18 protein-coding genes are annotated in these 23931 nt (G+C 68.2%); 14 read left to right on the top strand and 4 right to left on the bottom strand.

What is annotated here, in order from left to right:
- Positions 1 to 7 precede the first annotated feature (7 nt).
- Complete coding sequence (locus QMG86_RS19655) at positions 8 to 712, bottom strand: HAD family hydrolase (protein WP_281873921.1); 705 nt, start codon at positions 710 to 712, stop codon at positions 8 to 10.
- Complete coding sequence (locus tag QMG86_RS19650; RefSeq protein WP_281873920.1) at positions 709 to 1959, bottom strand: cation:proton antiporter; 1251 nt, start codon at positions 1957 to 1959, stop codon at positions 709 to 711. The genes QMG86_RS19655 and QMG86_RS19650 overlap by 4 nt, the downstream gene beginning before the upstream one ends.
- Positions 1960 to 2286: 327 nt before the next feature.
- Here QMG86_RS19650 and QMG86_RS19645 point away from each other — a divergent pair, with 327 nt between their 5' ends.
- The 10 genes from QMG86_RS19645 to QMG86_RS19600 all read left to right on the top strand — a co-directional run bounded on the left by QMG86_RS19645 (position 2287) and on the right by QMG86_RS19600 (position 13170).
- Positions 2287 to 3102: an SDR family oxidoreductase gene (locus tag QMG86_RS19645; protein ID WP_281873919.1), complete on the top strand. Its 816-nt coding sequence runs from the start codon at positions 2287 to 2289 to the stop codon at positions 3100 to 3102.
- Positions 3103 to 3113: 11 nt separating this feature from the next.
- Positions 3114 to 4292, top strand: coding sequence for an acyl-CoA dehydrogenase family protein (locus QMG86_RS19640; RefSeq protein ID WP_281873918.1), 1179 nt, complete (start codon positions 3114 to 3116; stop codon positions 4290 to 4292).
- A gap of 5 nt (positions 4293 to 4297) precedes the next feature.
- Positions 4298 to 5461: an acyltransferase family protein gene (locus QMG86_RS19635; protein WP_281873917.1), complete on the top strand. Its 1164-nt coding sequence runs from the start codon at positions 4298 to 4300 to the stop codon at positions 5459 to 5461.
- A gap of 369 nt (positions 5462 to 5830) precedes the next feature.
- Positions 5831 to 6865: an L-tyrosine/L-tryptophan isonitrile synthase family protein gene (locus tag QMG86_RS19630; protein WP_281873916.1), complete on the top strand. Its 1035-nt coding sequence runs from the start codon at positions 5831 to 5833 to the stop codon at positions 6863 to 6865.
- Positions 6866 to 6873: 8 nt separating this feature from the next.
- Complete coding sequence (locus tag QMG86_RS19625; protein WP_281873915.1) at positions 6874 to 7677, top strand: TauD/TfdA dioxygenase family protein; 804 nt, start codon at positions 6874 to 6876, stop codon at positions 7675 to 7677.
- 27 nt (positions 7678 to 7704) lie between these two features.
- Positions 7705 to 9501, top strand: a complete 1797-nt coding sequence (locus QMG86_RS19620) for an NAD(P)/FAD-dependent oxidoreductase (protein ID WP_281873914.1) — start codon at positions 7705 to 7707, stop codon at positions 9499 to 9501.
- A gap of 9 nt (positions 9502 to 9510) precedes the next feature.
- Complete coding sequence (locus tag QMG86_RS19615) at positions 9511 to 10452, top strand: GlxA family transcriptional regulator (RefSeq protein WP_281873913.1); 942 nt, start codon at positions 9511 to 9513, stop codon at positions 10450 to 10452.
- 189 nt (positions 10453 to 10641) lie between these two features.
- The gene (locus QMG86_RS19610) at positions 10642 to 12318 is read left to right on the top strand and encodes a S8 family peptidase (RefSeq protein WP_281873911.1); all 1677 of its coding nucleotides are present in this window, start codon (positions 10642 to 10644) and stop codon (positions 12316 to 12318) included.
- 4 nt (positions 12319 to 12322) lie between these two features.
- Positions 12323 to 12730, top strand: a complete 408-nt coding sequence (locus tag QMG86_RS19605; protein WP_281873910.1) for a PIN domain-containing protein — start codon at positions 12323 to 12325, stop codon at positions 12728 to 12730.
- An 89-nt stretch (positions 12731 to 12819) separates the two neighbouring features.
- Complete coding sequence (locus QMG86_RS19600; RefSeq protein WP_281873909.1) at positions 12820 to 13170, top strand: hypothetical protein; 351 nt, start codon at positions 12820 to 12822, stop codon at positions 13168 to 13170.
- 71 nt (positions 13171 to 13241) lie between these two features.
- Here the strand turns inward: QMG86_RS19600 and QMG86_RS19595 are convergent, their stop codons facing one another.
- Complete coding sequence (locus tag QMG86_RS19595; protein WP_281873907.1) at positions 13242 to 14864, bottom strand: MDR family MFS transporter; 1623 nt, start codon at positions 14862 to 14864, stop codon at positions 13242 to 13244.
- Positions 14857 to 15354, bottom strand: a complete 498-nt coding sequence (locus QMG86_RS19590; RefSeq protein ID WP_281873906.1) for a MarR family winged helix-turn-helix transcriptional regulator — start codon at positions 15352 to 15354, stop codon at positions 14857 to 14859. The genes QMG86_RS19595 and QMG86_RS19590 overlap by 8 nt, the downstream gene beginning before the upstream one ends.
- 269 nt (positions 15355 to 15623) lie before the next feature.
- Between QMG86_RS19590 and QMG86_RS19585 the strand changes: the two genes are divergently transcribed.
- The 4 genes from QMG86_RS19585 (at position 15624) to QMG86_RS19570 (ending at position 23897) form a co-directional block, all read left to right on the top strand.
- Positions 15624 to 17288, top strand: a complete 1665-nt coding sequence (locus QMG86_RS19585; RefSeq protein ID WP_281873905.1) for a fatty acyl-AMP ligase — start codon at positions 15624 to 15626, stop codon at positions 17286 to 17288.
- A gap of 29 nt (positions 17289 to 17317) precedes the next feature.
- Positions 17318 to 17584 (top strand): acyl carrier protein, encoded by a 267-nt coding sequence (locus QMG86_RS19580; protein WP_281873904.1) that lies wholly within the window; start codon positions 17318 to 17320, stop codon positions 17582 to 17584.
- Positions 17581 to 21861, top strand: coding sequence for an aminotransferase class I/II-fold pyridoxal phosphate-dependent enzyme (locus tag QMG86_RS19575; RefSeq protein ID WP_281873902.1), 4281 nt, complete (start codon positions 17581 to 17583; stop codon positions 21859 to 21861). Before QMG86_RS19580 ends, QMG86_RS19575 begins: the two co-directional genes overlap by 4 nt.
- 428 nt (positions 21862 to 22289) lie before the next feature.
- A complete protein-coding gene (locus QMG86_RS19570; protein ID WP_281873900.1) occupies positions 22290 to 23897 on the top strand; it encodes a carboxylesterase/lipase family protein in 1608 nt (535 codons plus the stop codon).
- The last annotated feature ends 34 nt before the right edge of the window (positions 23898 to 23931 follow it).

Genomic DNA, 23931 nt, shown 5'->3' with positions numbered 1-23931 from the left:
CCCCGGTCTAGCCGGGCAGCCGCCGCGCCGGATAGCCGCGCAGCCGCGGATCGGCGTCGCCGACGACGACGGGATGGCCGACCAGCTCGAACATCGCGATGTCGGAGTGGTGGTCGCCGAACGCCGCGCAAGACGACAGATCGATGACCGCCTCCTCGGCGTACCGGAGCAAGGCCGCGGATTTGTCGGCGCCGACCATCGTCGCGAGGACCTCGCCGGTGTACTGCCCTGCCGTCGTCGCCAAGGTCGTACACAGCACCGACGTCGCGCCGACTGCCTCGGCGATCGGGCGCAGCGCCGGGGTGAACGAGCCCGACACCAGGACGATCCGGCTCCCGGAGCGGGACAACACCTCCAGCCGCTGTCGCACCGCGATATTGAAGAACGCCGGGTCCGCGGCGCGGGACGCGAACCATGCACGGCCGACGCGCCGGACCTCGGCGACCTCGCGGCCGGCCCACTGCCGATAGAACCACCGATGGGATTCGCCGCGGCTCATTCCCGCCGCCCGCAGCGCCCGGAACTCCTCGATCACGGCGTCGGCCACGGCGCCGCGCCCGCGTTGCCGCGCGTCGAAGGAGAACAAGGACAAGAAGGTGACATCACGCACCAACGTTTCGTCGACATCGACGAAAGCGGCTGGCACAGCGCAGCTCTCGGCTCCCAGCGGCGCACCTGCCCCCGTGGATTCCGGAATGCCCCGTTGGGTCATGGGGCCGTGACCTCGGTGTGCACGGCGGAATCGGTGCGCGGCCCTTTCGCCCCGGTTACCCGGTCGCCGTCGGGCAGGGCGCGCGGGACACCGAAGAGTTTCAGCAGCGGCGCCGTCATCGCGGTGGTGATCAACGCCATCATGACCAGCAGCGAGTACAGCCGCTGGTCGATAACGCCGATCGTCAGTCCGATGTTGAGGATGACCAGTTCGGTCAAGCCTCGGGTGTTCATCAGCGCGGCGAGTGCCGCGGACTCGGTCCGGTCGGTGCGGCTGAGGCGAGCCGCCAGGTAGGTGCCGCCGAGTTTGCCCGCGAGTGCGGCGCCCATGATCGCGGCGAACTCGGCGATACTGGCGCGGTCGAGTCCGCCCAGGTTCACCTGGAGGCCGGCCACGACGAAAAACGCGGGCAGGAAGATGCTGCTGAGCAGTTGGGCGCCGCTGTCGACGGCCGCGCGCAGTCGTCGGGGGAAGACGACGCCGAACAGGAACGCGCCGAAGATCAGATGCAACCCGATCCATTCGGTGGCGGCTCCGAGCAGCAGAGCGCCGGAGACGCCGATGAAGACCATATTGGCGGTGTTCTTCTCGGATCCGGTGCCCGCGAGGCGGTCCAGGGCGGGACGTACCGCCCACCACATCATCATGACCAGCGGAACGAACAGCAGCAATCGCCAGTGGTGGCCGAGGCCGGGTCGGGCGATGCCGATGACCACCGCCAGGACACACCAGGCGAGGATGTCGTCGAGTGCGGCGCAGGTCATGGCGGACTGGCCGAGTCGGGTGCCGAGCAATTTGCGGTCGTGCAGGATGCGCGCCAGCACCGGGAACGCGGTGACGGCGAGCGCGCAACCGATGAAGAGCGCGAAGCTGAGCTGGTTGCCGCCGTCGTGCCGGGCCAGCGCCCACAGCGCGATGACCGAACCGAGCGCGAACGGCGTGAGATAGGCCGACAGCGCGATCGCCGTGACCGACCGCCGCCGCCCGGCGACCGACCGGAGATCCATCTCGAGTCCGGCCGAGAACATGAAGATCATCACGCCGACGTTCGCGAACGCCGTGAGATACGAACGCGTGTCGTGCGGGAAGATCGTCTCCGACAGATGGACTCCGAGAACCGTGGGGCCCGCGAGTATGCCTGCCACGATCTCGCCGATCACCGGGGGCTGGCCCACCCTCGCGGCGAGCCAGCCCAGCAGGCGCGCGGCGGCCACGATCAGGACGAGATCCAGAAGCAAGAAGATCATTTGGTCGCTCGGCAAGGCCTCGACTCCGTTCGACATCGAGGACATCGCGGAAGCGGATTCGACACGGGCACGGGGCATCCGCCTACCGCATCGATCGCAGCGCGGAACCCCCGAAACATGGACTGTCTGTTCTGCGACGATATCGCACCCGACCGGCCGGCGAGAGCGGACAGTGAGCTACGCCACCCTCACCGTGACCGCGCGCGCCTGCTGGCGCAAAGGAGTGCATCTCTGTCGCGGATCGTACTGGCTGGTCGCTCTTTTCGGCGGGAATACTTCCATCCATGGCTTGTGCCGGTCGGAGGGCGCAGCCGAGGGGAGTCGACGTTGTTCGAAGGTAAGACAGTACTCATAACCGGTGCGGCGACCATCATCGGCGCTGAAGTAGCCCGGGTCTTCGCTGAATATTCCGCGAATGTCGTCCTGGGAGACATCGATACGGACGGGGGAGAGGAGGCGGCCGCGGCGATCGGCGACCGAGCCGTCTTCGTCCCCCTCGACCTGCGCAGCGACCCGTCGGTCAGGTCGTTCGTCGCAGCCGCGATCGACCGGCACGGACGGATCGACACGCTGGTCAACATCGCGTGCGTCTACGGTGACGACGGTCCCGGCACGGACGCGCGGGCCGAGTGGCTCGAGGTCCTGAACACCAACGTCGCCGGTACGGCGATGTTGTGCGCGGAGGCGCGCAGCGCCTTGCGCGACACGTCCGGGTCCATCGTCACCTTCACCTCGCCCAGCGGACGCGTCGCTCAGGCCGGGCGGATTCGATATCCGGTCAGCAAGGCCGCCCTGCTGCAACTGACCCGCAGTCTCGCATTGGAATACGCGGCCGACGGGATCCGGGTGAACAGTGTCTCGCCGGGCTGGACCTGGTCTCGCGTGATGAACGAGATCACCGAGGGGGACCGGGCCCGCACCGACGCGGTGGCGTCCCGGTTCCACATGCTGGGCCGGGCGGGCGACGCGCGCGAGATCGGCGAAGTGGCCGCCTTCCTCGCTTCGCCCAAGGCGAGTTTCGTGACCGGCGCCGAGTGGACCGTGGACGGCGGCTACTCGGCTCTCGGGCCCGAGCAGACCACTTCGGCGATCGAGCTTCTGCTGCGTGAGCGGCCGCCATCGCACGCACCTTCTCTGGCTTAGGAGTTCGGACAATGACTGCAGCAACAATCTCGGCGACATCCCTGCTGACCGCAGTGCGTTCGCTGACCCCCGACCTGGCGGCGCGTCGCAGCGAGATCGATGCCGAGCGCAAGCTCCCGATGGACATCGTCGAACGGCTCCGCGACATCGGCGTCTACCGCATGTGTTTCAGCGCGGAGATCGGCGGTCCCGGCTTGACTTCGCTCGAGCAATTGGAAGTCGTCGAGGCACTGTCCTACGGCGACACCGCCACCGGCTGGTGCGCCATGATCGGCGCCGCCACCGGCATCTACGCCGGATATCTCGACGAGCGGGCCATCGCGGAGCTGATGCCGACGCAGGATCTGATCACCGCGGGACTGATCTTTCCGGCCGGCCGCGCCGAACGGGTGGCAGGCGGTTACCGGTTGACGGGACGGTGGAAGTTCGGCAGTGCGATCACGCACGCCGATCTGGTCATCGGCGGCGCTTTCGTGACCTCGGGGGGCCGCATGGAGGAGACCGCGGAAGGCGGGCCGCTCGTCCGGCTCTTCTTCATGCGCCGTGATCAGGTGGCCGTATTCGACACCTGGGATACCACGGGCCTGCGCGGTAGCGGCAGTAACGATTACGCCGTCGAGGATCTGTTCGTTCCCGAACACCATTCCTTCGCGTTCAGCGAACGCAAGAGCTGTCGCGGGAGGCTCTCCGAGCCGGAGGCCCTGGCCCGGATCATGCCGGGTGTGCCGCTGGGAACCGCCCGTGCGGCGCTGGACTACGTGCGCGGCCTCGCGGACGGGAAGATCGTGACCGCGACCCGACAGAAGTGGGCCGACAACTATCGTGCCCAGTACCTGCTCGGCGAGTGCGAGATGGAGTACATCGTCGCGCGCGGCGCCGTCGTGAACACGGTGGCGGAACTGTGGGACGCGCTGGACGGCAAGCGTTTCGCCGACCTGCCCACCGACCTGCGGATCGCGACCGCGCTGGCCAGAACGAACGCCTTCCGTGCCGCGCAACGGATCGTCACCCGGCTGTGCGAACTCGTCGGCACCGATTCGATCTACCGGCCCAATCCGCTCGACATCTGGTTGCGTGACACGAACACCATGGCACGGCACATCATCGCGCACGACCAGGTGATCCAGTCCACCGGAGCCTTCGTCCTGGGCGGCAGGCCGGAATTCCCCTTCGTCGTGGGTCTGGGTTGATCGCGATGGACATCGACAACCGCAAGCGGCTGCCGTCGTTGACCGGGCTGCGGTTCTTCGCGGCGTTCTCCGTCTTCGTCTTCCACGTGATGCTGCCCAACTCGCCGATACCGCCCTACAAGCCGGTGAATCTCTTCGCCGACCCGGATATCGCGTACGACGCGGCGTGGGTGGTCGGCAAGGCCGGTTTCCTGGGGGTCTCGTTCTTCTTCATCCTGAGCGGCTTCGTGTTGACCTGGTCGTGGAAACCGGGATCGAGCAAGCTGCAGTTCATCCGGCGGCGCGTGGTCAAGATATTTCCCAACCACCTGACGCTCTGGGTGGCGTCGATGGTGCTGTTCGCGGCGGCGATCACGCCGTGGAAGGCATGGCTGCCGAATTTCTTCCTGCTGCATGCCTGGTTCCCGCAGAACTATATCAATGCGGGTGTCAACACGCCGTCGTGGACATTGTCGTGCGAGTTGCTCTTCTACGTTCTGTTTCCGTTCCTGATTCCGCTGGTGCTGCGTATCGACGGAAAGTATCTGTGGTACGGAGCCGCGGCGATGGTGGTCGGCATGGGCGTGATCGTACTGCTGACCGTATTCGTCATCCCGGGTTCCGAGAAATCGGAACTCACGCCCATACCGGTGCTGCAGCTATGGTTCGGATATCTCTTTCCGCCGACGCGTCTCTTCGAATTCTTTCTCGGCGTGTTCATGGCGAGAATAGTGGCGGAGGGCCGGTGGATACGGATTCCGTTGTGGGCGGCCGTGGCCGCGGTCGGCGCGGGATACGTGGTGGCGACGTACACGCCGTTCTACATCGGCTTCATCCTGGCAACCGCTGTTCCGCTCGCGCTGCTGATCGCGTCGGCGGCACAGTCGGACCTCGACGGTACCTCGAAATTCCTGTCCAGCCGGCTCTCCGTGCGGCTCGGCGAGATCTCGTTCGCCTTCTACATCTGTCAGGGCGTGACGCTGTTCTACGTCCGCCGGTTGATGAACGCCGCCACGTTCGGTGCTCCGGTCGCGGTGCTGTTGATTGTCGGCCTGTTCTGCCTGAATATTTTCGCCGCATGGTTGTTGTTCACCTTCGTGGAATCTCCGGCAATGCGCCGCTTTGCCCGGCCGAAACGACCTGCGGTCGCCGGAGAAAGGATGGCAGGCCAGACGCTCCGGAGTACATGATCGGCGGAGATCGAAATGCCTGTTCGGAGGCCCGTGGCGTTGCCACGGGCCTCCGATTCATTTGTATCCCCATGCCTGGCAATATGGTTGCCCTACCGTCCGGGCAGCGGTATCCTGATGGTGTTATAAACCACAGTTTAGATTGTGAATACGGGGGTTGTTTCATCGAATGGGCCACGTGATTCGGATTCGGCTGTGAGCATCGGGGCTCGCCGATCCTGGATATCGGATGAAATCCGGGATCCGAATCCGTGTCCTACTACGACGTTCTGATCGCAGGCAGCTACCGACGGCTCTTTTCGCGCTGATGGCGGAATTGTCACCGTGCGGTCCGTTGCGTGCGCTCGTTTGTGTGTCCGGAAGGTAGTAATGAGCACGACTGTCGACAACGGCTCCGAGCGCGTCCAGGAGCTCGGACGACCACGACTACACCACAGACCCGGCGACGACGTCGGATCCGTTGCTACGCAGATACTTCGCATCGTCTTCGCGCGCCGGCGCAGCGCGGAATCGAAGTCCTTGTGCGACCTGGCCCCGTGTGCGGACTGTTTCGCACCGCACCTGGGCAAGGTGATCCGATACCTCGAGGCCGGCGTGCCGGTCCACTTCATCATCCCCGCGTTCCCGGCGAAGTCGCGAAACCGCCGGAAGACGCTGGGGCGCTTGCCCGATAGGGCGGAGACCCTGGCGATCGAGTCACTGCAAGGGTTCTGCGATCAGATCTCGGCCGTCTACCGGCCGGGCGCCATCGTCACGATCTGCTCCGACGGCCACGTCTTCAGTGACGCGTTGGGGATTCCGGACGGTCACGTCGACGACTACGGCGACGAACTGCGCCGCATCATCCGGTCGACCGGCGGGGGTTCCATCGGTCTGTACGGCCTGCGCGACGCCATGCCGGAGATGACCTGGGACGAACGCAGGCAGCGGTTGCTGAAGGAATACTCCGACGGCATCGACGTGCTGCGTGAGGCGGTCCGGACCGATCCGGCGGCCCGGCGGATGTTCAACGGGATCCATCGCTTCATGGTCGAGGACAACGCCGTGCTGCTGCCCGAGTTGTCCGCCACGCAGCGGCGGAACCGATCGAAGGAGACGGCTTACGAGGTGGTGCAACGCAGTCAAGCGTGGAGCAGCCTGATGGCGGAGATCTTCACGGACGCGGTCCGGCTGTCGATCCATCCGCAGGCAAACCACTCCGAGAAGATCGGCTTCCATCTGCTGCGCACCCAGGACAGCTGGCTGACGCCGTGGCACGGCGTGGTGCTCGACGACGGAGCGAATTACACGCTGGTCAAGCGGATGCATGCCGAGGAACTGGGGGCGCGTGTGGTGTGGCGCAACAGCCGTCCCAGTCATTTCGTCCTCGGACGGATGCCCGAGACCGAAGCACAGCGAGGGTGAGGAGACCCATGACGAAAAGCGTGAACAAGGTCCTGCTGGACAGCGAGCCGCTGCGGCCCTTCGGCCGTCTGGTGGCGTCCGATACGGAGGGGCGCACCCTCGCCGACGTGCCGATCGAGGAGCTGCTCGCGCTGACGCTCCAGGCGAAAGTGGTGGTACTCCGCGGATTCGGCCTGCTCGACAAGCCGGAACTGGAAACCTATTGCCGCGCTGCGGGAGAGATCCTGCAGTGGAACTTCGGTTCGATCCTCGATCTGGTGGTCCGGGACACTGCCGAGAACTACCTGTTCGACAAAGGCGACGTCCCGTTCCACTGGGACGGCGCGTTCGCCGAGCAAGTGCCGCGGTTCTTCCTCTTCCAATGCGTGCGAGGAGAGGGCGCGGGCGGCGAGACCGTGTTCTGCGACAGTGTCCAGGCCTATCGGGACGCGCCGGAAGACCTGAGGCAACTGTGGGCACGAACCACGATCACGTACCGCACCGACAAGCTGGCGCACTATGGCGGCCTGGCCGAATGGCCATTGCTCGGCACCCATCCGGCGACCGGTGAGACGACGATCCGATATGCCGAACCACTGGATCCCGCGCGCTACGCCAATCCGCTGTTCTTGACCGTGGACGGCATCTCGGCCGAGGACGGCGTCCGGGTCATGGAGGACTTGCGCGAGCGGCTGCACGACGCTCGCTACTGCTACGCCCACGAGTGGCGGACCGGCGACATCGTGGTGGCCGAGAACCACGCGCTGCTGCACGGCAGGAATGCGTTCACCGGCTCGGTTACCCGGCATCTGCAACGCATCCAGATCATCTGAGCAATCGGCCATCAGAGAGGAATGTCAATGGCTACCCCAATCTCCAGACCGGCGGACGAGTACGACGTGGTGATCATGGGCGGTGGTCCCGCCGGGTCCACGCTCGCCGCGATGCTCTGCCGCGACACCGATCTTCGTGTGGCGATCTTCGATCGCGAGGTGTTCCCCCGGGAGCACATCGGCGAATCGGGTGCGCACCCTTTGGTCCCCGTTCTGCAAGCGAGCGGCGCGCTGGAGAAGGTACTCGCGAGTGAGTGCTGGATCCAGAAATTCGGCGGAATCTACCAGTGGGACACCGCCCGGCCGTTCGTCGGCTTCTTCGAGCACGCCGACTACCTGGTCGACGGCGTCTACCGGTGGTCGGTGCACGTCAATCGCGCCGAATTCGACACGGTGCTGCTCGAGCACGCCGAAGCCTGCGGCGCCCACGTCTTCCAGGGCGTGCGGGTCGTGCGGTTCCTCCCCGGCGACGGCAAGGCCACGGTGGTGCTGGAAGACGGAACCGAGGTCGCGGCGGGCTATTTCGTCGACGCGTCCGGCCGGGCGAATCAGGTCGCCGCCCGCGGTTCACAGCGCGACAAGCAATGGCTGTCGGATTACCGCAACGTGGCCGTCTGGTCGCACTACCGCAACTGCGTGCCCGCACAGCGGGCAGCGGGCGACTGGAACGTCTTCCGCGACGACGACTTGTCACCGATCTACGCGGTGGCCTTCGAGCACGGATGGGTGTGGTACATCCCGACGCCTCGGTTGGTCGACGGCACCCGGGAAACCGTGTGGTCCATCGGCATCGTCACCAACCCGGAGTCGATCGCCCGCGTGGACCTGCGTGACCCGGACATCTTCCTGAAGACGATCAAGTCGATTCCGGTGCTGCAGGATCTGGTGGCGAACGCGGAGCCGATTCGTGCCGAGATGCTGACGGCCACCAACTATTCCCGGGTGAGCGAATGCTTCGGCTCGTACGAGGATCGGTGGATGGCGGTCGGGGACGCGTCGTACTTCGTCGATCCGCTGTTCTCCTCCGGAATGTCCTTCGCCGTCACCCAAGCCTGGGCGGCCGCGTTGGTCCTGCGCAAGACGTTCGACAAGGACCTGGACGAGCGATCGAAGGAAGACCTCTGGTGTGATTACGACGTCGAGTGGCGCGGCATGGCGCAGACCTGGGCACTGAGCATCGACCAGTGGTATCACGAGATCTCACGCTCGCATCCGGACAGCCCCTACTGGAGCGCGGAAGGCCGGCGAGTGGAGGCCGACAACGCCACCGAGGGGACGTTCCAGGCGTTGCTGAACACCGCGCTGGTGCCCGACCTGCTGAACATCATGACCAAGGGCTCCCGCGACCCGCGTGACCTGGCCACCGAGGGGCCCTACCTGCGAGCCTTCACCGCCGCCGACGCGGTCGACCTGGCGGCCGGCGACATCGTGGCGCTGTCGCCGGACGCGCGCATCCGCGCAGGCGTGGCAGCGGACATTCCGGGCTTCAAGGGGATGTCGCCGCCGTTCGAGATCCCGCAGGAGGCGCGCGACGGGCTGGCCATGTACTGGCGCGACCCCATCGCGAACAGCGATGCGGCGCCGTCGCCGCTCGCCGACACCGTTCCCTGCCACCGGATCTACTCCGCGGCCGACCCGGGCGTCGAGGTGCGGTGCCTGGAGCGGGATGGGGGTGAAGAGCTGTGGGAAACGCTGAACCGTGGTCCCGCCCGGTGGTCGGAGCTGGCGCCCCGGTTGACGGTGCTGCAGGGACGAGCCTTGAAGCGCTTGATTCGCGCCGGATTGGTGGTGGCCGGGCCGGAAGCGGAACAGCGGGTCGGCTAGGTCCGAGGCATGAGGTCATTGGCTGTTCTGGCCGTCGACGACGTGATTCCGTTCGATCTCGCGGTCCCGCTGGAAATCTTCGGCCGGACCCGGCAGGAGGACGGAACCGCGGCGTACGAGGTCCAGGTCTGCGGGGTGAACTCCGACGTTCCGTCGAAGTTCTTCGGGATCTCATGTCTGGGCGACATCGAATATCTCGAGGAGAAGGCCGAGACCATCGTCGTGCCGGGAGCGATGAGTTACCGGTCGCGGCCGTCGGATCGGCTGTGCAAGGCGTTGGTGCGGGCCCACGAACGTGGCGCGAGGGTGGCATCGATCTGCTTGGGGGCGTTCACCCTCGCCGCCGTCGGGTTGCTCGACGGACGGCGGGCGACCACGCATTGGATGGCCGCCACCGAACTGTCGCGAAGCTATCCGCGGGTCCGCGTGGATCCCACGGTGCTGTATGTGGACAACGGGGGCATCCTGACCTCGGCCGGTGCCGCGGCTGGGCTCGATCTGTGCCTCCATATGGTGCGGCAGGACTACGGGACCGCCGTGGCGGCGGCTACCGCCCGGCTCTCGGTCATGCCACTGACCCGGGACGGGGGGCAGGCGCAGTTCATCGCGGAACGTCCGCGATCGGAGGCGGACAGCAAGTCCATCAATCCGACCTTGGAGTGGGCGGAAACGATGCTCGGTGAGAAGATCACCGTGCTGGATCTCGCGGATCGAGCCGGAGTCAGCAAGCGCACGCTGATCCGGCGCTTCCACGAGCAGGTCCGGATGACACCGAACGAGTGGCTCCAGACCGCCCGGGTGCGCAAGGCCCAAGTGCTGCTCGAGACGACCATCCTCACGATGGAATGCATCACCGATCGAACGGGGTTCGCCTCGGTGGCCGCATTCCGGAAAGTCTTCCGCAAGACCGTGGGGGTGACGCCTCAGGCGTACCGGCGGGCCTTCCGCTGACCGGTCGCGCGGCCTGGTAACCGGTGCTCGCCGTGGATTCGCGAAGAGAATCCGAATCCGCGGCGAGAACACCTGGGTACCGGTCGTTTTCGAAGACCCGCCCAGGCGCCGCGGTGTCCGGGTGTTTTCGTGGTTGCCGGAACGTGGTTCATAGTTGGTGCTCGGGTCCCCACGGCGAAGGAGATCATGGTGCCAACCGCGAATTTCGGTACGAAGGACGATCCCGGTTTCGAGTTGCGGCAGAGTCCCGATCTGATCGCGGTGCGCACGCACAGCGGTCGGGGGATCCGGCGGCAGTCGGGATCGGTGCGCACGCCGCTCAGCGGTGAACTCGACGACGCGACACTGGTACAGGCCTACCCGGAGGCAGGGGTCGAGGTCTATCGGCTCCCCGCGGGTTCACGGTCGGTGGAGGAACGCAAGGAGGCGCTCGACGCCGCGCCGGAGGTGCGCTTCGCCGGACATGTGCTGGTGGACCCGGCCACCGGCGAACCGGTGCTCTATACGGAGAACATCTTCGTGAAATTCGTCGACCGCGTCGACCATGAGCACTGCCTCGCCGTCCTGAACGCGGCGGAACTGACTGTGCGGCGGGCGGTGTCGTATGCGACCAACGCGTATTTCACGGCCGCGCCCGAGGGCACCGGCCAGCGGGTCTTCGACATCGCCACCTCGCTGCTGACGCGCGAGGACGTCGAATACTGCCATCCGGAGCTGATCCGGCACCGGGCCAGGAAGACGATCTTCCCCCAGCAGTGGCATCTGAAGAAGACCACCATCGGCGGTGTCGTGGTCGACGCGCACGCGGCGGTGGAAGCCGCGCACGCGGTCACCCGGGGGGCCGGGGTGACGATCGCCGTCATCGACGACGGCGTCGACATCGACCACCCCGAATTCGCCGGCGCCGCCAAAATCGTCGCGCCCCGGGATGTCACGGCGAACAGCAGCGATCCGCGTCCGAAGGACACCTACGGCACCGGCCCGGACAACGGGGACAACCACGGCACCGCGTGCGCCGGCGTCGCGTGCGCCAACGGCACGGCCGGTGCCTCCGGGGTCGCGCCGGAAGCGGCACTGATGCCGATCCGGCTCGCCTCCGGGCTCGGCTCACAGGCCGAGGCGGAGGCTTTCGGGTGGGCCGCCGAGCACGGGGCCGACGTCATCTCGTGCAGCTGGGGCCCAGCCGACGGCAAGTGGTTCCAGCCGGACGATCCGGTGCACAACCGCGTCGCTGCGCTGCCCGCGAGCACCAGGCTGGCGATCGAACACGCCGTCACCACCGGACGCGGCGGCAAGGGCTGCGTGGTGCTGTTCGCGGCGGGCAACGGCAACGAATCCGTCGACAACGACGGCTATGCCAGTTTCGCGAAGGTGATCGCGGTCGCGGCGTGCAACGACACCGGCAAACGCAGCGTCTACAGCGATTTCGGCAAGGCGGTGTGGTGCGCGTTCCCCAGCAGCGACTTCGGGCACCGGCCTTTCGGGCATCCCGACGCCCTGACGCCCGGGATCTGGACGGTGGATCGGCACGGCGCGAGCGGCTACAACCCCGGCACGGTGGCGGCGGGTGACGCGGCGGGCGACTACACCAACGACTTCGGCGGAACCTCCAGCGCGTGCCCCGGCGCGGCCGGTGTAGTGGCCCTGATGCTGTCGGTGAACCCGGATCTCACCTGGGAGGCGGTGAAGAACCTGCTCAAAGGCGCCTGCGACAAGATCGACCCGCAGGGCGGCGGCTACGGGACCGACGGGCACAGCGACAAATACGGGTACGGCAGGCTGAACGCGCTCGCCGCCGTGCGGGCGGCCGGGCCCGGCGCCGCCGAGCCCTCGGCGGGTGCGGTGCTCACCGTGGGAGGAGACTGAGCGGGTGGCGGCCAACGGTGTTCGGCTGATCGTGGTGGACGCCGCGAACGTCGTCGGTTCGCGGCCCGACGGGTGGTGGCGGGATCGCTCCGGCGCCACCCGGCGACTGCTCGAGCGAATGACCGGGCTGCGCGCGCGTCTGGCGGAAACGGCCGAGGTGGTCGTGGTGCTCGAGGGGGCGGCGAAGGCCGCGGTCGACGCGGGGGAACCTTCGTCCGGCGGCGTGTGCGTGGTGTGCGCGGACGGGTCGGGGGACGACGCGATCGTCGGGGTTGTGGCCGCTGCGCGGGCGGAGGATAGCAGCCGTCCGGTGACGGTGGTGACGGCTGATCGGGGACTGCGTGATCGCGTCGCGGCCGCCGGTGCGGAGACGGTGGGTCCGACCTGGCTCCTGGACCGCCTGGGGTCGTGATCGGCGGGCGCCCGGAGCTCGGTATCGCATTGGTACACCTCCGGCGTTTCACCCATTTGTCCAGTCCGTTTTGCGGCACTCTGAGCGGTATGACCGCCTCCGACGCCGTGGGGATGCCGTTGCTCTACCTGGTCGAGATCTCCGAGCCGGGCTACTTCAACCGGCCGTGGTGGAAGATCGCCAGCACCGGCGCGCCGAGTCAGGTGCACGCCGCGCTCAGTGAACTCGCCGTCCGGGTCGAGCGCGACATCCAGCGCGCCGGCGGGGCGCGCCGGTGCTGGTACCGCTACGACGTGCGATGGCCCGACGGAGCGGTGCTCGAGTGTTTCCAGGGTGCGATTCGATCGGTGCTGATTCCTGGCGAATTGCGCTGCCTGGCCGTCGCCGTGACCTCGGCGACGACCGTGGCCGCGCGCACGGGCGAGCGTCCGCGGTACTGATCTCGCGACGCATCCTGGCGAGACGGGCGGAGCCCCGAGGGCTTCTCGGGGCTCCGCGCGTGCGGCGTGACTCAGTCGAGCAGCGCCGGTTGTTTGGGGCCTTCCGTCCGGGCCGCGGTGCCTGCCTCGGCCTGCATCGGGTCGAGGGCGGGATCGATGTCGATCGTGCGACGCAACGGCCGGTTCGGCAGCAGCGCTGCCGCGATGAGCGCGACGACCGTCGCGGCCGCGGCGATGAGGAAGATCCGCCCGGTCGCGTCGCCGTAGGCGGCGCGGATGATGGTCGCGATCGGCGCGGGCAGGGCGTCGAGATCCAGGTTGCTGCCGCCGGAGGACTTGGTCTGGATACCGAGCTCGGCGAATCCCTCCGCCGATAGTTCGCCGACCCGGGTGGCCAGCACCGAACCCAGCACCGAGACCCCGATCGCGCCGCCGAAGGTACGGAAGAAGGCGACACTGCTCGACGCGGCGCCGATGTTGTGCACGCTCACGGTGTTCTGCACGGCCAGGACCAGGTTCTGCATCATCATGCCGACACCGAACCCGACGACGGTGATGTATCCGCCGACCAGCCACAGGCTCGTCGCGTGATCAATGGTCGACAGCAGGGCGAATCCGGCCACCAGCAGCGCGGCGCCTGCGACCACGAAACCCTTCCACTTACCGCGCCGGGTGATCAGCTGGCCGGAGCCGACCGAGGCGATCAGCATGCCGGCGACGAGCGGGATGGTCAGCACGCCGGCCGCGGTCGGGGAGTAGCCGCGCGCGGTCTGGAAGTACTGGCCCAGGAAGGTGGTCGCGCCGAACATGCCGACGCCGACCGCGATGGAGGCGATGATCGCGAGGCCGGTGGTGCGTTCGGTGACGATCGGCAGTGGGATGATCGGCGACGCGGCGCGCGACTCCACCCACACGGTCGCGAGCAGCAGCAGCACACCGGAACCGACATAGATCGCCGATTCCCGCGACATCCACTCGTAGTAGCCGGCCTTGCCGGCGAACGACACCCAGATGAGCAGCACCGAGACACCTCCGGTCAGCAGCGCCGCGCCGAGCCAGTCGATCGACACGCCCTCCTTGCGGTCGGTGGGCAGCCGCAGCGTCCGCTGCAGCAGCACCAGCGCGATCACGGCCAGTGGCACGCACACGAAGAAGCACCAGCGCCAGCCCAGCGGGCTGTCGACGATGACACCGCCGAGGACGGGTCCGCCGGACATCGAGACCGCCATGACGGCGCCCATGTACCCGGAGTAGCGCCCGCGTTCGCGCGGCGCGACGATGGAGCCGATGATCGCGACGACGAGCGCGGTCAAGCCGCCCATGCCGATGCCCTGGATGACGCGCGCGACCAGCAGCAGGGCGACGTTGCCCGCGAATCCGGCGATCACCGAGCCGAGGACGAAGACGACGATGGCCGACTGGACCAGTGCCTTCTTGTTGAACAGGTCGGCGAACTTCCCCCAGATCGGCGTGGAGGCCGCGTTGGCCAGCAGCGCCGAGGTGATGACCCACGCGTAGGCGGTCTGCGAGCCCTGCAGGTCGCCGATGATGGTGGGCAGCGCGGTCGCGACGATCGTCGTGCTCAGTAGCGCTGTGAACAACGCCGCGAGCAGTCCGGTCATCGCTTCCAGGACTTCGCGGTGGGTCATCGCGTACGGGTCGCGTCGCGTCACCGACTCGACTGAACTAGACATCTACTTCCTGACTCTCTTTCGAAACCGGCTGGTGGGCGTGCACGGCGCCGCTCTGCGCGTGCGCGGTCAATGCGTTGCGGAGCTTCTGCACGGCGGTGCAGGCGGCCTCGGCGTCGTCTTCGCTCCAGTCGGCGAGGACGTTCTGCAGGCCCCGCGCCCGTGAACCGCGAACGCGGTAGAGCAGATCGCGGCCCTCGTCCGTCACTCGGATGAGGGTGGCCCGCCCGTCGGTGGGATCGGCGTGCCTGCTGATGTAGCCCGCACCGACGAGTTCGGTGACGTGCCTGCTCAGCGCGCTCGGGCTGATGCACAGGTCCATGGCGAGGTCCACCTGCCTGCACGGGCCTTTCGACTCGAGGGTGCCGAGCACCCCGATGCCACCCGGGAGAAGGTGTCCTTCCTCCGGGTGCGCGAGTGCGACGCGGATTGCCCGGCCCATCAGATAGAGCTCTTTGATCAGGCTCTGAGCCGTATCGGGTGAGACCGCCATGTCCCCCTCCAGACGAGATAAGTTGCTTGCGCTATGCAACTATATAGTAATTGCTTGTGCTAAGCAAATAGTGGTCCGGAGTGGTGTGGTTCATGGAGCCGGGGGGTAGCAGCCGCGTAGCTAACGCAGGCACAGCAACGCACCCCAGGGTGGGCCCATGCCCACCCACAGGTTTGCCGGATCCTCCCTGAGGTCCCTGGTTCTGCGGACATAGGCGGCGAAAAGTAGTAGCCGACCCCAGACGCCGACCCCTACCGAGGAACCACGAGATGCAGCCGACTTACGTTCACCACGTCAGGCAGCAAATTTCTGATTATGGGACGACCAGGTCGTACACCTACCTGCACGAGGCAGGGCGCGAGCTACGCGAAGAGGTCCTCACCTACCTCGAGCTCGACCACGACGCGCGAGCCGTCGCCGCCTGGCTGGCCGACCGCCCGGAGGCGGCGCAACCGGTCGTGCTGCTCTATCACGACGGGCTGGCCTTTCTGCGGGCGTTTCTCGGCTGCCTGTACGCGGGCGTGATCGCCGTACCCGCTCCCTTGCCGCACGACGAGCGCAGCGCCCACCGCGTCGCGGGCATCGTGTCGGACTCCGGCGCGGAGCTGGTGCTCACCACCGGTGATGTGCGACCGCTCCTCGAGACCGCGCTCAGCGCGGCCGTCGTCGCCACCGATGGCCCGCTGGGCGACCCCGGCGAGTGGCGTATGCCGGATATCGGCCCGGAAACGATCGCGTTCCTCCAGTACACGTCGGGTTCGACCGGCGACCCGAAGGGTGTTGTCGTGACGCATCGCAACCTGATGCACAACGAAGCGGCCATCACCGCGATCGGGTTCGACGACGAGTCGGTCGCCGTCAGCTGGATCCCGCACTTCCACGACATGGGCCTGATCGGCATGCTGCTCGGATCGTTGTATATCGGGGCGGATCTGGTGTTCATGGCGCCGACCACCTTCCTCAAGCACCCGGTGCGCTGGCTGCGGGCCATCGGCGACTACCGCGCGACTTTGACCGCCGCACCGAACTTCGCCTACGACCTGATCGCGCGCCGGGTGACCGACGAACAGCTGGCAGAACTCGACCTGACCACCCTCGAGATCGCGATGAGCGGTGCGGAGCCGATCCGCGAAAAAACCATCGCGGCCGTCACCGAGCGTTTGGCACCCGCGGGGCTGCGGCCGACGGCGTTGCTGCCCGCCTACGGGCTGGCCGAGGTGACACTGCTGGCGGCCGTCGGGTCCATCGACGCGGAGCCGGTGTACCTCGACGTCGGCCGCGAAGCGCGGCTGGTCGGCTGCGGCCGGCCGGCCCATGGCCTCGACATCCGCATCATCGACCCGGATACCCGGCGGCAGCTGCCGGAGGACACCGTCGGAGAGATCTGGATCGGCGGCGGGAGTGTCGCCGCGGGCTACTGGAACCGCCCGGAGGAATCCCGCGAGACATTCGAGGCGTACCTCGGAGCCGACGGGCCCTTCTTGCGCACCGGCGACCTCGGCCTGCTGCACGGGGGTGAGCTGTTCGTCACCGGGCGGCGCAAGGACCTTCTGATCGTCAACGGCCGCAACCTGTATCCGCAGGACGTCGAGGAACTGGTGCGCGGCCTGCATCCAGCGCTCGGCGCCGCCGGTGTCGCCGTCTCCGTCGACGCGGGCGGCCGGGAACGGCTTGTCGTGGTGCAGGGCGTCAAGACGGCACGCCAGGGCGCCACCACGCTCGCCGAGCTGGCTTCCGCGATCAAGATCGCGGTCGCCCGCGGGTTCGACGTGGCGGCACCGAACGTGGTGCTCGTCGAGCCCCACTCCGTACCGCGCACCACCAGCGGGAAGGTCCAGCGCAGTGCGGCGCGGGAGGCGTTCTCGGCGCATCGCGTCGAGGGCGTCCTGCACGACGACCTCGAACCGGCGCTGCGCCGGGCCATGACCGCCTGACCGACCGAAATCCGCCGAGGAGCCCAAACATGTTCAGCAGCACGATTACCCGTTCGACCACGATCCAGGATTGGCTCGTCGAGCGCGTGGCCGACTACACCGAACGCGCCCCCCGCGAGGTGGATCCGGTCGTCCCGCTCGCCGAGCTGGGCTTGGATTCCGTTTCGGCGGTGACACTGTGCGGCGAGATCGAGGACCGGTGGTCGCTCGAGGTCGACCCGGTGCTGGTCTTCGAGTACCCCACCATCGCCGACATCGCCGCCTACCTCGCCGCCGAGTTCACCCTGGCCGCATGACCGACATCGCTATCGTCGGCATCGACTGCCGATTCCCCCAAGCGCCTGATCCGGCCGCGCTGTGGCGGCTGCTGATGGATGGACGTGACGCGATCTCCGAGGTCCCCTCGAGCCGCTGGAACGCCGCCGACTTCCACGATCCGGCCGGTGCCCCCGGCACGATCAACACCCGCAGCGGCGGCTTCCTCGACGACGCGGACGCGTTCGACGCCGAGTTCTTCGGTATCGCCCCGCGGGAAGCCGAGGCGATGGATCCGCAACAGCGGCTGCTGCTGCAAGCCACCTGGCGGGCTTTCGAGGACGCCACACTCGACCCGCGCGGCGAGGCGGGTTCGCGAACCGGCGTTTTCGTCGGCGTGATGGCCAACGAATGGGCCAACCTGCAGATGAGCGACTACGCCGCGATCACGCCGCAGCACGGCTCCGGCAACGGGTACTTCATGACCGCCAACCGGCTGTCCTACCAGTTCGATCTCGAGGGGCCGAGTGTCGCGGTCGATACGGCCTGCTCGTCGTCGCTGGTCGCGGTCCATCTCGCCTGCGGCGCACTGGCTTCCGGCGAGTGCGACCAGGCGGTCGCCGGTGGGGTCAACCTCGTGCTCACGCCCGCGGTCGGGGTCTTCTACACCCAGGCGGGTCTGTCCGCGCCGGACGCGCGGTGCAAGCCGTTCAGCGGCAGCGCCGACGGAATCGTGCGCGGGGAGGGCGTGGCGGTGCTCGTGCTGCGGCGGCTCGCCGACGCCCAGGCGGCGGGCCTGCCGATCTACGCGGTGATCAAGGGCAGCGCGGTCAATTCCGACGGGCGCAGCAACGGCATCACGGCGCCGAACCGGTGGGCGCAGCAGCAGGTGATCGGCGAGGCGTGCGAGCGCGCCGGGGTGCGGCCCGAGCAGGTGGACTTCCTCGAGGCACACGGCACCGGAACAGTGCTCGGTGACATGATCGAGGTCAAGGCGCTGGGACAGCTGCACGGGCGGGACCGGACACGGCCGTGTGGAATCGGTTCGATCAAGGGCAATCTCGGCCACACCGAGGGCGCCGCGGGCGTGGCGGGCCTGATCAAGGTCGCCCTCGGCCTGTGGCACGGCGTCGTACCGCCGTCGCGGTTCGCCGATCAGGAGAACCCGCGCCTGCGCATGGCGCAGCAGGGGCTGCGGCTGCTCGCCGAGCCCATGCCGCTGGCGGGTCCCGGCTACGGCGGAGTCAGCAGCTTCGGTATCGGCGGCACGAACGCCCATGTCGTGCTGGGCAGCGCCCCCGCCGCCGCAACGCCGACGGCGTCCGGCGGGGGAGTGCTGACGGTCTCGGCGAACGACGCCGAAGGGTTGCGGCGCAATGCTCATCGCCTCGCCGATGCCTTGGCCGCCTGCTCGCCGGACCATTTCGCGCAACTCTGCTGGACGAGCAACCACGTCAAGGCGTCCGGGCGCGCCCGGCTCGCCGTGGTCGCCGCCGATCGTGACACCGCGATCGCGCGGTTGCGCGACGGCACCGAAACCGGGGTGGTGCGCCCGCTCGGCGTCGGCTGGATGTTCACCGGGCAAGGATCGCAATTCGCGGGCATGGCGCGTGCGCTGAACGCGGCCAGTCCGTTGTTCCGGCGCGCGCTGGAACTGGTCGACCAGGCCATGCGGGCCCCGCTCGGTCGCTCCGTGCGCGAGCTGATGCTCGACGAGCACATCGAGCTCGACCGCACCGATCTCGCGCAACCTGCGATCTTCGCGATGGAGTACGCCGTGGCGAAATCGCTCGCCGACGCCGGCGTTCGTCCCGCCTGGGTGCTCGGGCACAGCATCGGCGAGTTCGCGGCCGCGGCGGTGGCGGGCGTGTTCGACCTGGACGACGCCTGCCGTCTCGTCGTCGCGCGCGGCGAGCTGATGCAGCGGTTGCCCGCGGGCGGTGCGATGCTCGCCGTGCGGGCGGACGCGGACGACCTCGCCGACCTGCTCGCCGATCGTTCCGGGGTCGCGATCGCCGCGATCAACGGACCGAAGGAGATCGTGTTGTCCGGCGCCGCCGAGGCGATCGACCGGGTGCGGGAGGCACTCGCGGCGCGCGGGGTGGGCGCCAAGGCGCTCACCGTGTCCCACGCCTTCCACAGTCCGCTGATGGATCCCATGCTCGAGCGGTTCGAGGCCGTCGCCCGCGAATGCGTCTATCGCACGCCGGCTCTGCCCCTCTACTCGACCGTGCGCGGGCGCCTGCTCGAGGCCGACGAGCCGATGGACGCCGCGTACTGGACCGAGCACGTCCGTGCCACCGTCCGATTCGGCGCGGCCGTCGAGGCCGCGCTCGGCACCGATCCAAGCCATGTCGTCGAGATCGGGCCGCGTCGCATCCTCACCGGGCTGGTCGGCCGCGTCCGCCCGGATCTCGCGGCGCGCTGCCTGACACCCAGCCCGGGGCCGGGCGCGACCGGCGACGAGCTCGCCGCCACCGTCGCGGCCCTGTATCGCGACGGCCTAGACCCCGAGTGGGACCGGCTCTACGAACCCGAACAGCGCGTCCGGCGTCGGCTGCCCGGCTACGAGTTCGCCACCGGCCAGCGCTTCTGGCTCGAACCGAGCACTACGCCTGCGCCCTCCGCAGCACCAGAGGAAACTTCGATGGACCAGTTGATCGCACTCTTCCGTGAACAGAACGCCGTACTGGCGAGCCTGGTGGGCGCTCCGCCCGCTGGGCGCGTCCCGCAGGTGGGTAGCGCTGCGCCGGCGGCACAAGCGGCCGCGGCGCGGACCACCGCCGCGGACCGGCCGGTCGACGCGGAAGCCGTCGCGGGTGTCGTCCGCGCCGAGTTCGCCAGGGTGAGCGGGTTCCCGGCCGATCGGCTCCGCGAGGCCCAAACCCTCGGCGACGACCTGGGCTTCGACTCGCTCATGCTGACCGATCTGATCGCCGCGCTCGTTCGCAAGCTGCCCGCGGTGACCATCGACCCGGCCCGGTTCACGCCCACGACGACGCTCGGTGACGTCCTCGCCTACGTCACCGGACAGGCGGGCGCGCCCGCGCCGCGGCAACCCGAACCCGTCCCTGCCGAAGCGCCCGAACCCCAGCGCACGGCGGTCGAGCCGGAGTACCGGATCGCGGACTTCGCGGAGGTGAAGGCGCTCGCCGAGCGGGTCTCCGGCGCGGAAGCGCTCGGCTTGCGCAACCCCTACTTCTTGATCAACGACGGCGTCACCCGGGACACCTCCGTGGTCGACGGCGCGCCCGCGATCAACTTCTCCAGCTACAACTACCTCGGATTGTCCGGCCATCCGGCGGTCGTCGCCGCCGTGCAAGACGCGGTGGCGCGCTACGGCAGCTCGTGCTCGGCCAGCCGGATCCTCTCCGGCGAGAAGCCGGTGCACCGCGAACTCGAGGCGGAACTCGCGGGCCTGCTCGGCACCGAGGACGCCATCGCGCTGGTCGGCGGCCACTCCACGAACGTCACGATCATCGGGCACCTGGTCGGGCCGGAGGACCTGGTGATCCACGACAGCCTCGCCCACGACAGCATCATGCAGGGCTGCAAGCTGTCGGGCGCGACGCGCCGTCCGTTCCCGCACAACGACCACGCCGCCCTCGACGAACTGCTGACCGAGATCCGCCACCAGTACCGGCGGGTGCTGATCCTGATCGAGGGCGTCTACAGCCAGGACGGCGACATCCCGGACCTGCCCGCGATCATCGCGGTGAAGAAGAAGCACAAGGCGCTGTTGATGATCGACGAGGCGCACAGCGTCGGCGTGCTTGGCGCGGGCGGCGGCGGCATCGGCGAGCACTTCGGCGTCGATCGCGATGATGTCGAATTGTGGTCCGGGACCACGTCGAAAGCGCTGGCCGGGTGCGGCGGCTACGTCGCGGGCAGCGCGGAGCTGATCCGCTTCTTGAAGTACACGACGCCGGGCTTCGTCTACAGCGTCGGCATGACGCCGATGAACGCGGCCGCCTCGGCCGCGGCCATCCGGCAGCTGCGGTCCGAGGGCGAACCGCTGGAACGTTTGCGCCGCAACTCCCGGCTGTTCCTGCGGCTGGCCAGGGAGGCGGGCATCGACACGGGCGACAGCCACGACACGCCGATCATCCCGTGCATCGTGGGTGACTCGCTGAAGACGCTGAAACTGTCGAACGCCCTGCTGCGCCGCGGCGTCAACGTCAACCCGATCCTGTACCCGGCGGTACCGGAGCACCTCGCGCGCCTGCGGTTCTTCGTCACCGCCTGCCATACCGAGGATCAGATCCGCGAAACGATCAAGATCCTCACCGAGGAATTGGCTGTGCTCACCGAGAACTGACGCCCGATCCGGCTCTCGCGATCGGACCGGAACACGCGGCGATGCCGACTGGGGCGATCCGAACAGTTGCGTCATGTCCCGCGCCGCGCACCGGACCGCTGTAGCATCACCCGAGGTGCTATCGCTCCAGCTCAGATGGGTTGCGGGGACGTCATGGAGTGAGCGGACGATGAGGGCCGGGCGCGATGTCCGCTGCCCCGGGCAGGGATTCGGACATCGTCGGCGGAGTGGGACCGGAGTCTACGGGCGCCGTGCGTGTGATCCACCGGATGAGGGTTGCAGCGACGATTCGGCTTCCGTCGCGTGCGGCCGGTCGACTGCCGATCCGGCAGCGCGCCGCGACGCCGAGCCGATCGGGCTACCGCGGCGGACGAGGCCGGAAGCCCCGCCGCCGACCGCAGCGACCGCATCGGAGGTATGGGGCAGCGATGATTCGTTGGATCGTGCGAACCGTGATCGCCCTGACGGTCGTCACCGGTTCGTGGTTCGCGGGTATCCCGGCGTCCGTGGTCGCGTCGGCGCCGCTGGAGGTGCTGGTGACCGGCGGCTCGATCTCCGGTCGCGTCGCCGACGGAACCGTCGAATACCTGGGCATCCCGTTCGCCGCGCCCACCGGAGGCTCAGCGCGGTTCGGCCCGCCGCGTCCGGTTCCGCCGTGGCCCGGCGTGCGCCCCGCGCGCGACCACGGGCCGCAGTGTTCGCAGAACGGATACCTGCCCGGTCTACCGCCGCTCGGCCCCACCAGCGAAGATTGCCTGACCATCGACGTATACGCGCCGGACCGCGCCCGGGAGCGCCCGCTGCCCGTCATGGTGTTCCTCCACGGTGGCGGCTATATCAACGGCTCCAACAGCGAATACGACGGACCCACCCGGATGGCCGCCGACGGCGACGTCATCGTGGCCATCCCCAATTACCGCCTCGGACCGTTCGGCTTCCTGTCGCTGCCCGAACTCACGGCCGAATCCGGCGGCGCCACCGGAACGGCCGGTATCCAGGACCAGCAAGCCGCTCTGCGGTGGGTGCGCGACAACGCGCCCGCCTTCGGCGGCGATCCGGGCAATGTCACGATATTCGGTGAGTCGGCCGGCGGCGTGAGCGTCTGCACGCATTTCGCCGCACCCGGGTCCGACGCCCTGTTCGCCAAAGCGATCGTGCAGAGCGGCGCCTGCGCGCAAGCGCCCCTGGCCCCCATCGATCCGGCTGACGCCTTCGCGCGCTCGCGGCGCTATGCGGAGCGCGTCGGATGCGCCGACGCCGCAACCCGGCTGGCCTGCCTGCGCGCGCTGCCCCCGGCGACCCTCCTGGACGCGCCGAACGTCGAGTCCGACGGGCAGACTCCCATCTGGGTGCCGAGTATCGACGGTGTCGTCATCACTCGGACACTCGACGCCGCCCTGACGGGAGACGTGAGGAAGGCGCCGCTGATCGTCGGGAGCACCAGCGCGGAAGGCGCACTGAGCGTCGCCGAAACCGACTATGCCGTCGGCCATGTCCCGGACGCGGCAAGCTATGAACGTTACGTGCGCGAGTCTTTCGGCGCCGACGCCGACCAGGTGCTGGCTCGATATCCGCTCGCCCGGTACCCCTCACCGGCGGCTGCCCAGATCGCCGTGATCACCGACAGCCGATTCGCCTGTCCGGCGCTGATCACCAGCCGGACGGCGCGCGAGGCCGGCCATCCGCTGTGGCAGTACGAATTCGATCAGGCGCCCCTCGGTGCGGCCGATCCGATTCTGCCCGGGGCCTTCCACTCCTCCGAGTTGTTGTATCTGTTCACCAGATTCATGGGACTGCCGATTCCCTGGACCGGAGCGTCCGCCGCGTTCGCCGCGCAGATGCAACGATGGTGGACCACCTTCGCTCATACCGGCGACCCGAACGCTCCCGGCTCGCCGCAATGGTCGGCCTGGCCGGAATCGGCCGGGCAGGGCACCGACGGGCCCGCGCTGACCATGCGCGCGACCGGCAGTTTCATGACGGACGATTTCGCCGCCCGCCACGACTGCGCGTTCTGGTCCGGACGTTCGCGCTGACGCGCTCTCACACCCGCGGGAGGACGTCTCGGGA

The organism is Nocardia sputorum, assembly GCF_027924405.1.
GTDB lineage: Bacteria > Actinomycetota > Actinomycetes > Mycobacteriales > Mycobacteriaceae > Nocardia > Nocardia sputorum.
The sequence above is the reverse complement of the archived record's forward strand: the minus strand, read 5'-3'. Positions and strand labels throughout refer to the sequence as shown.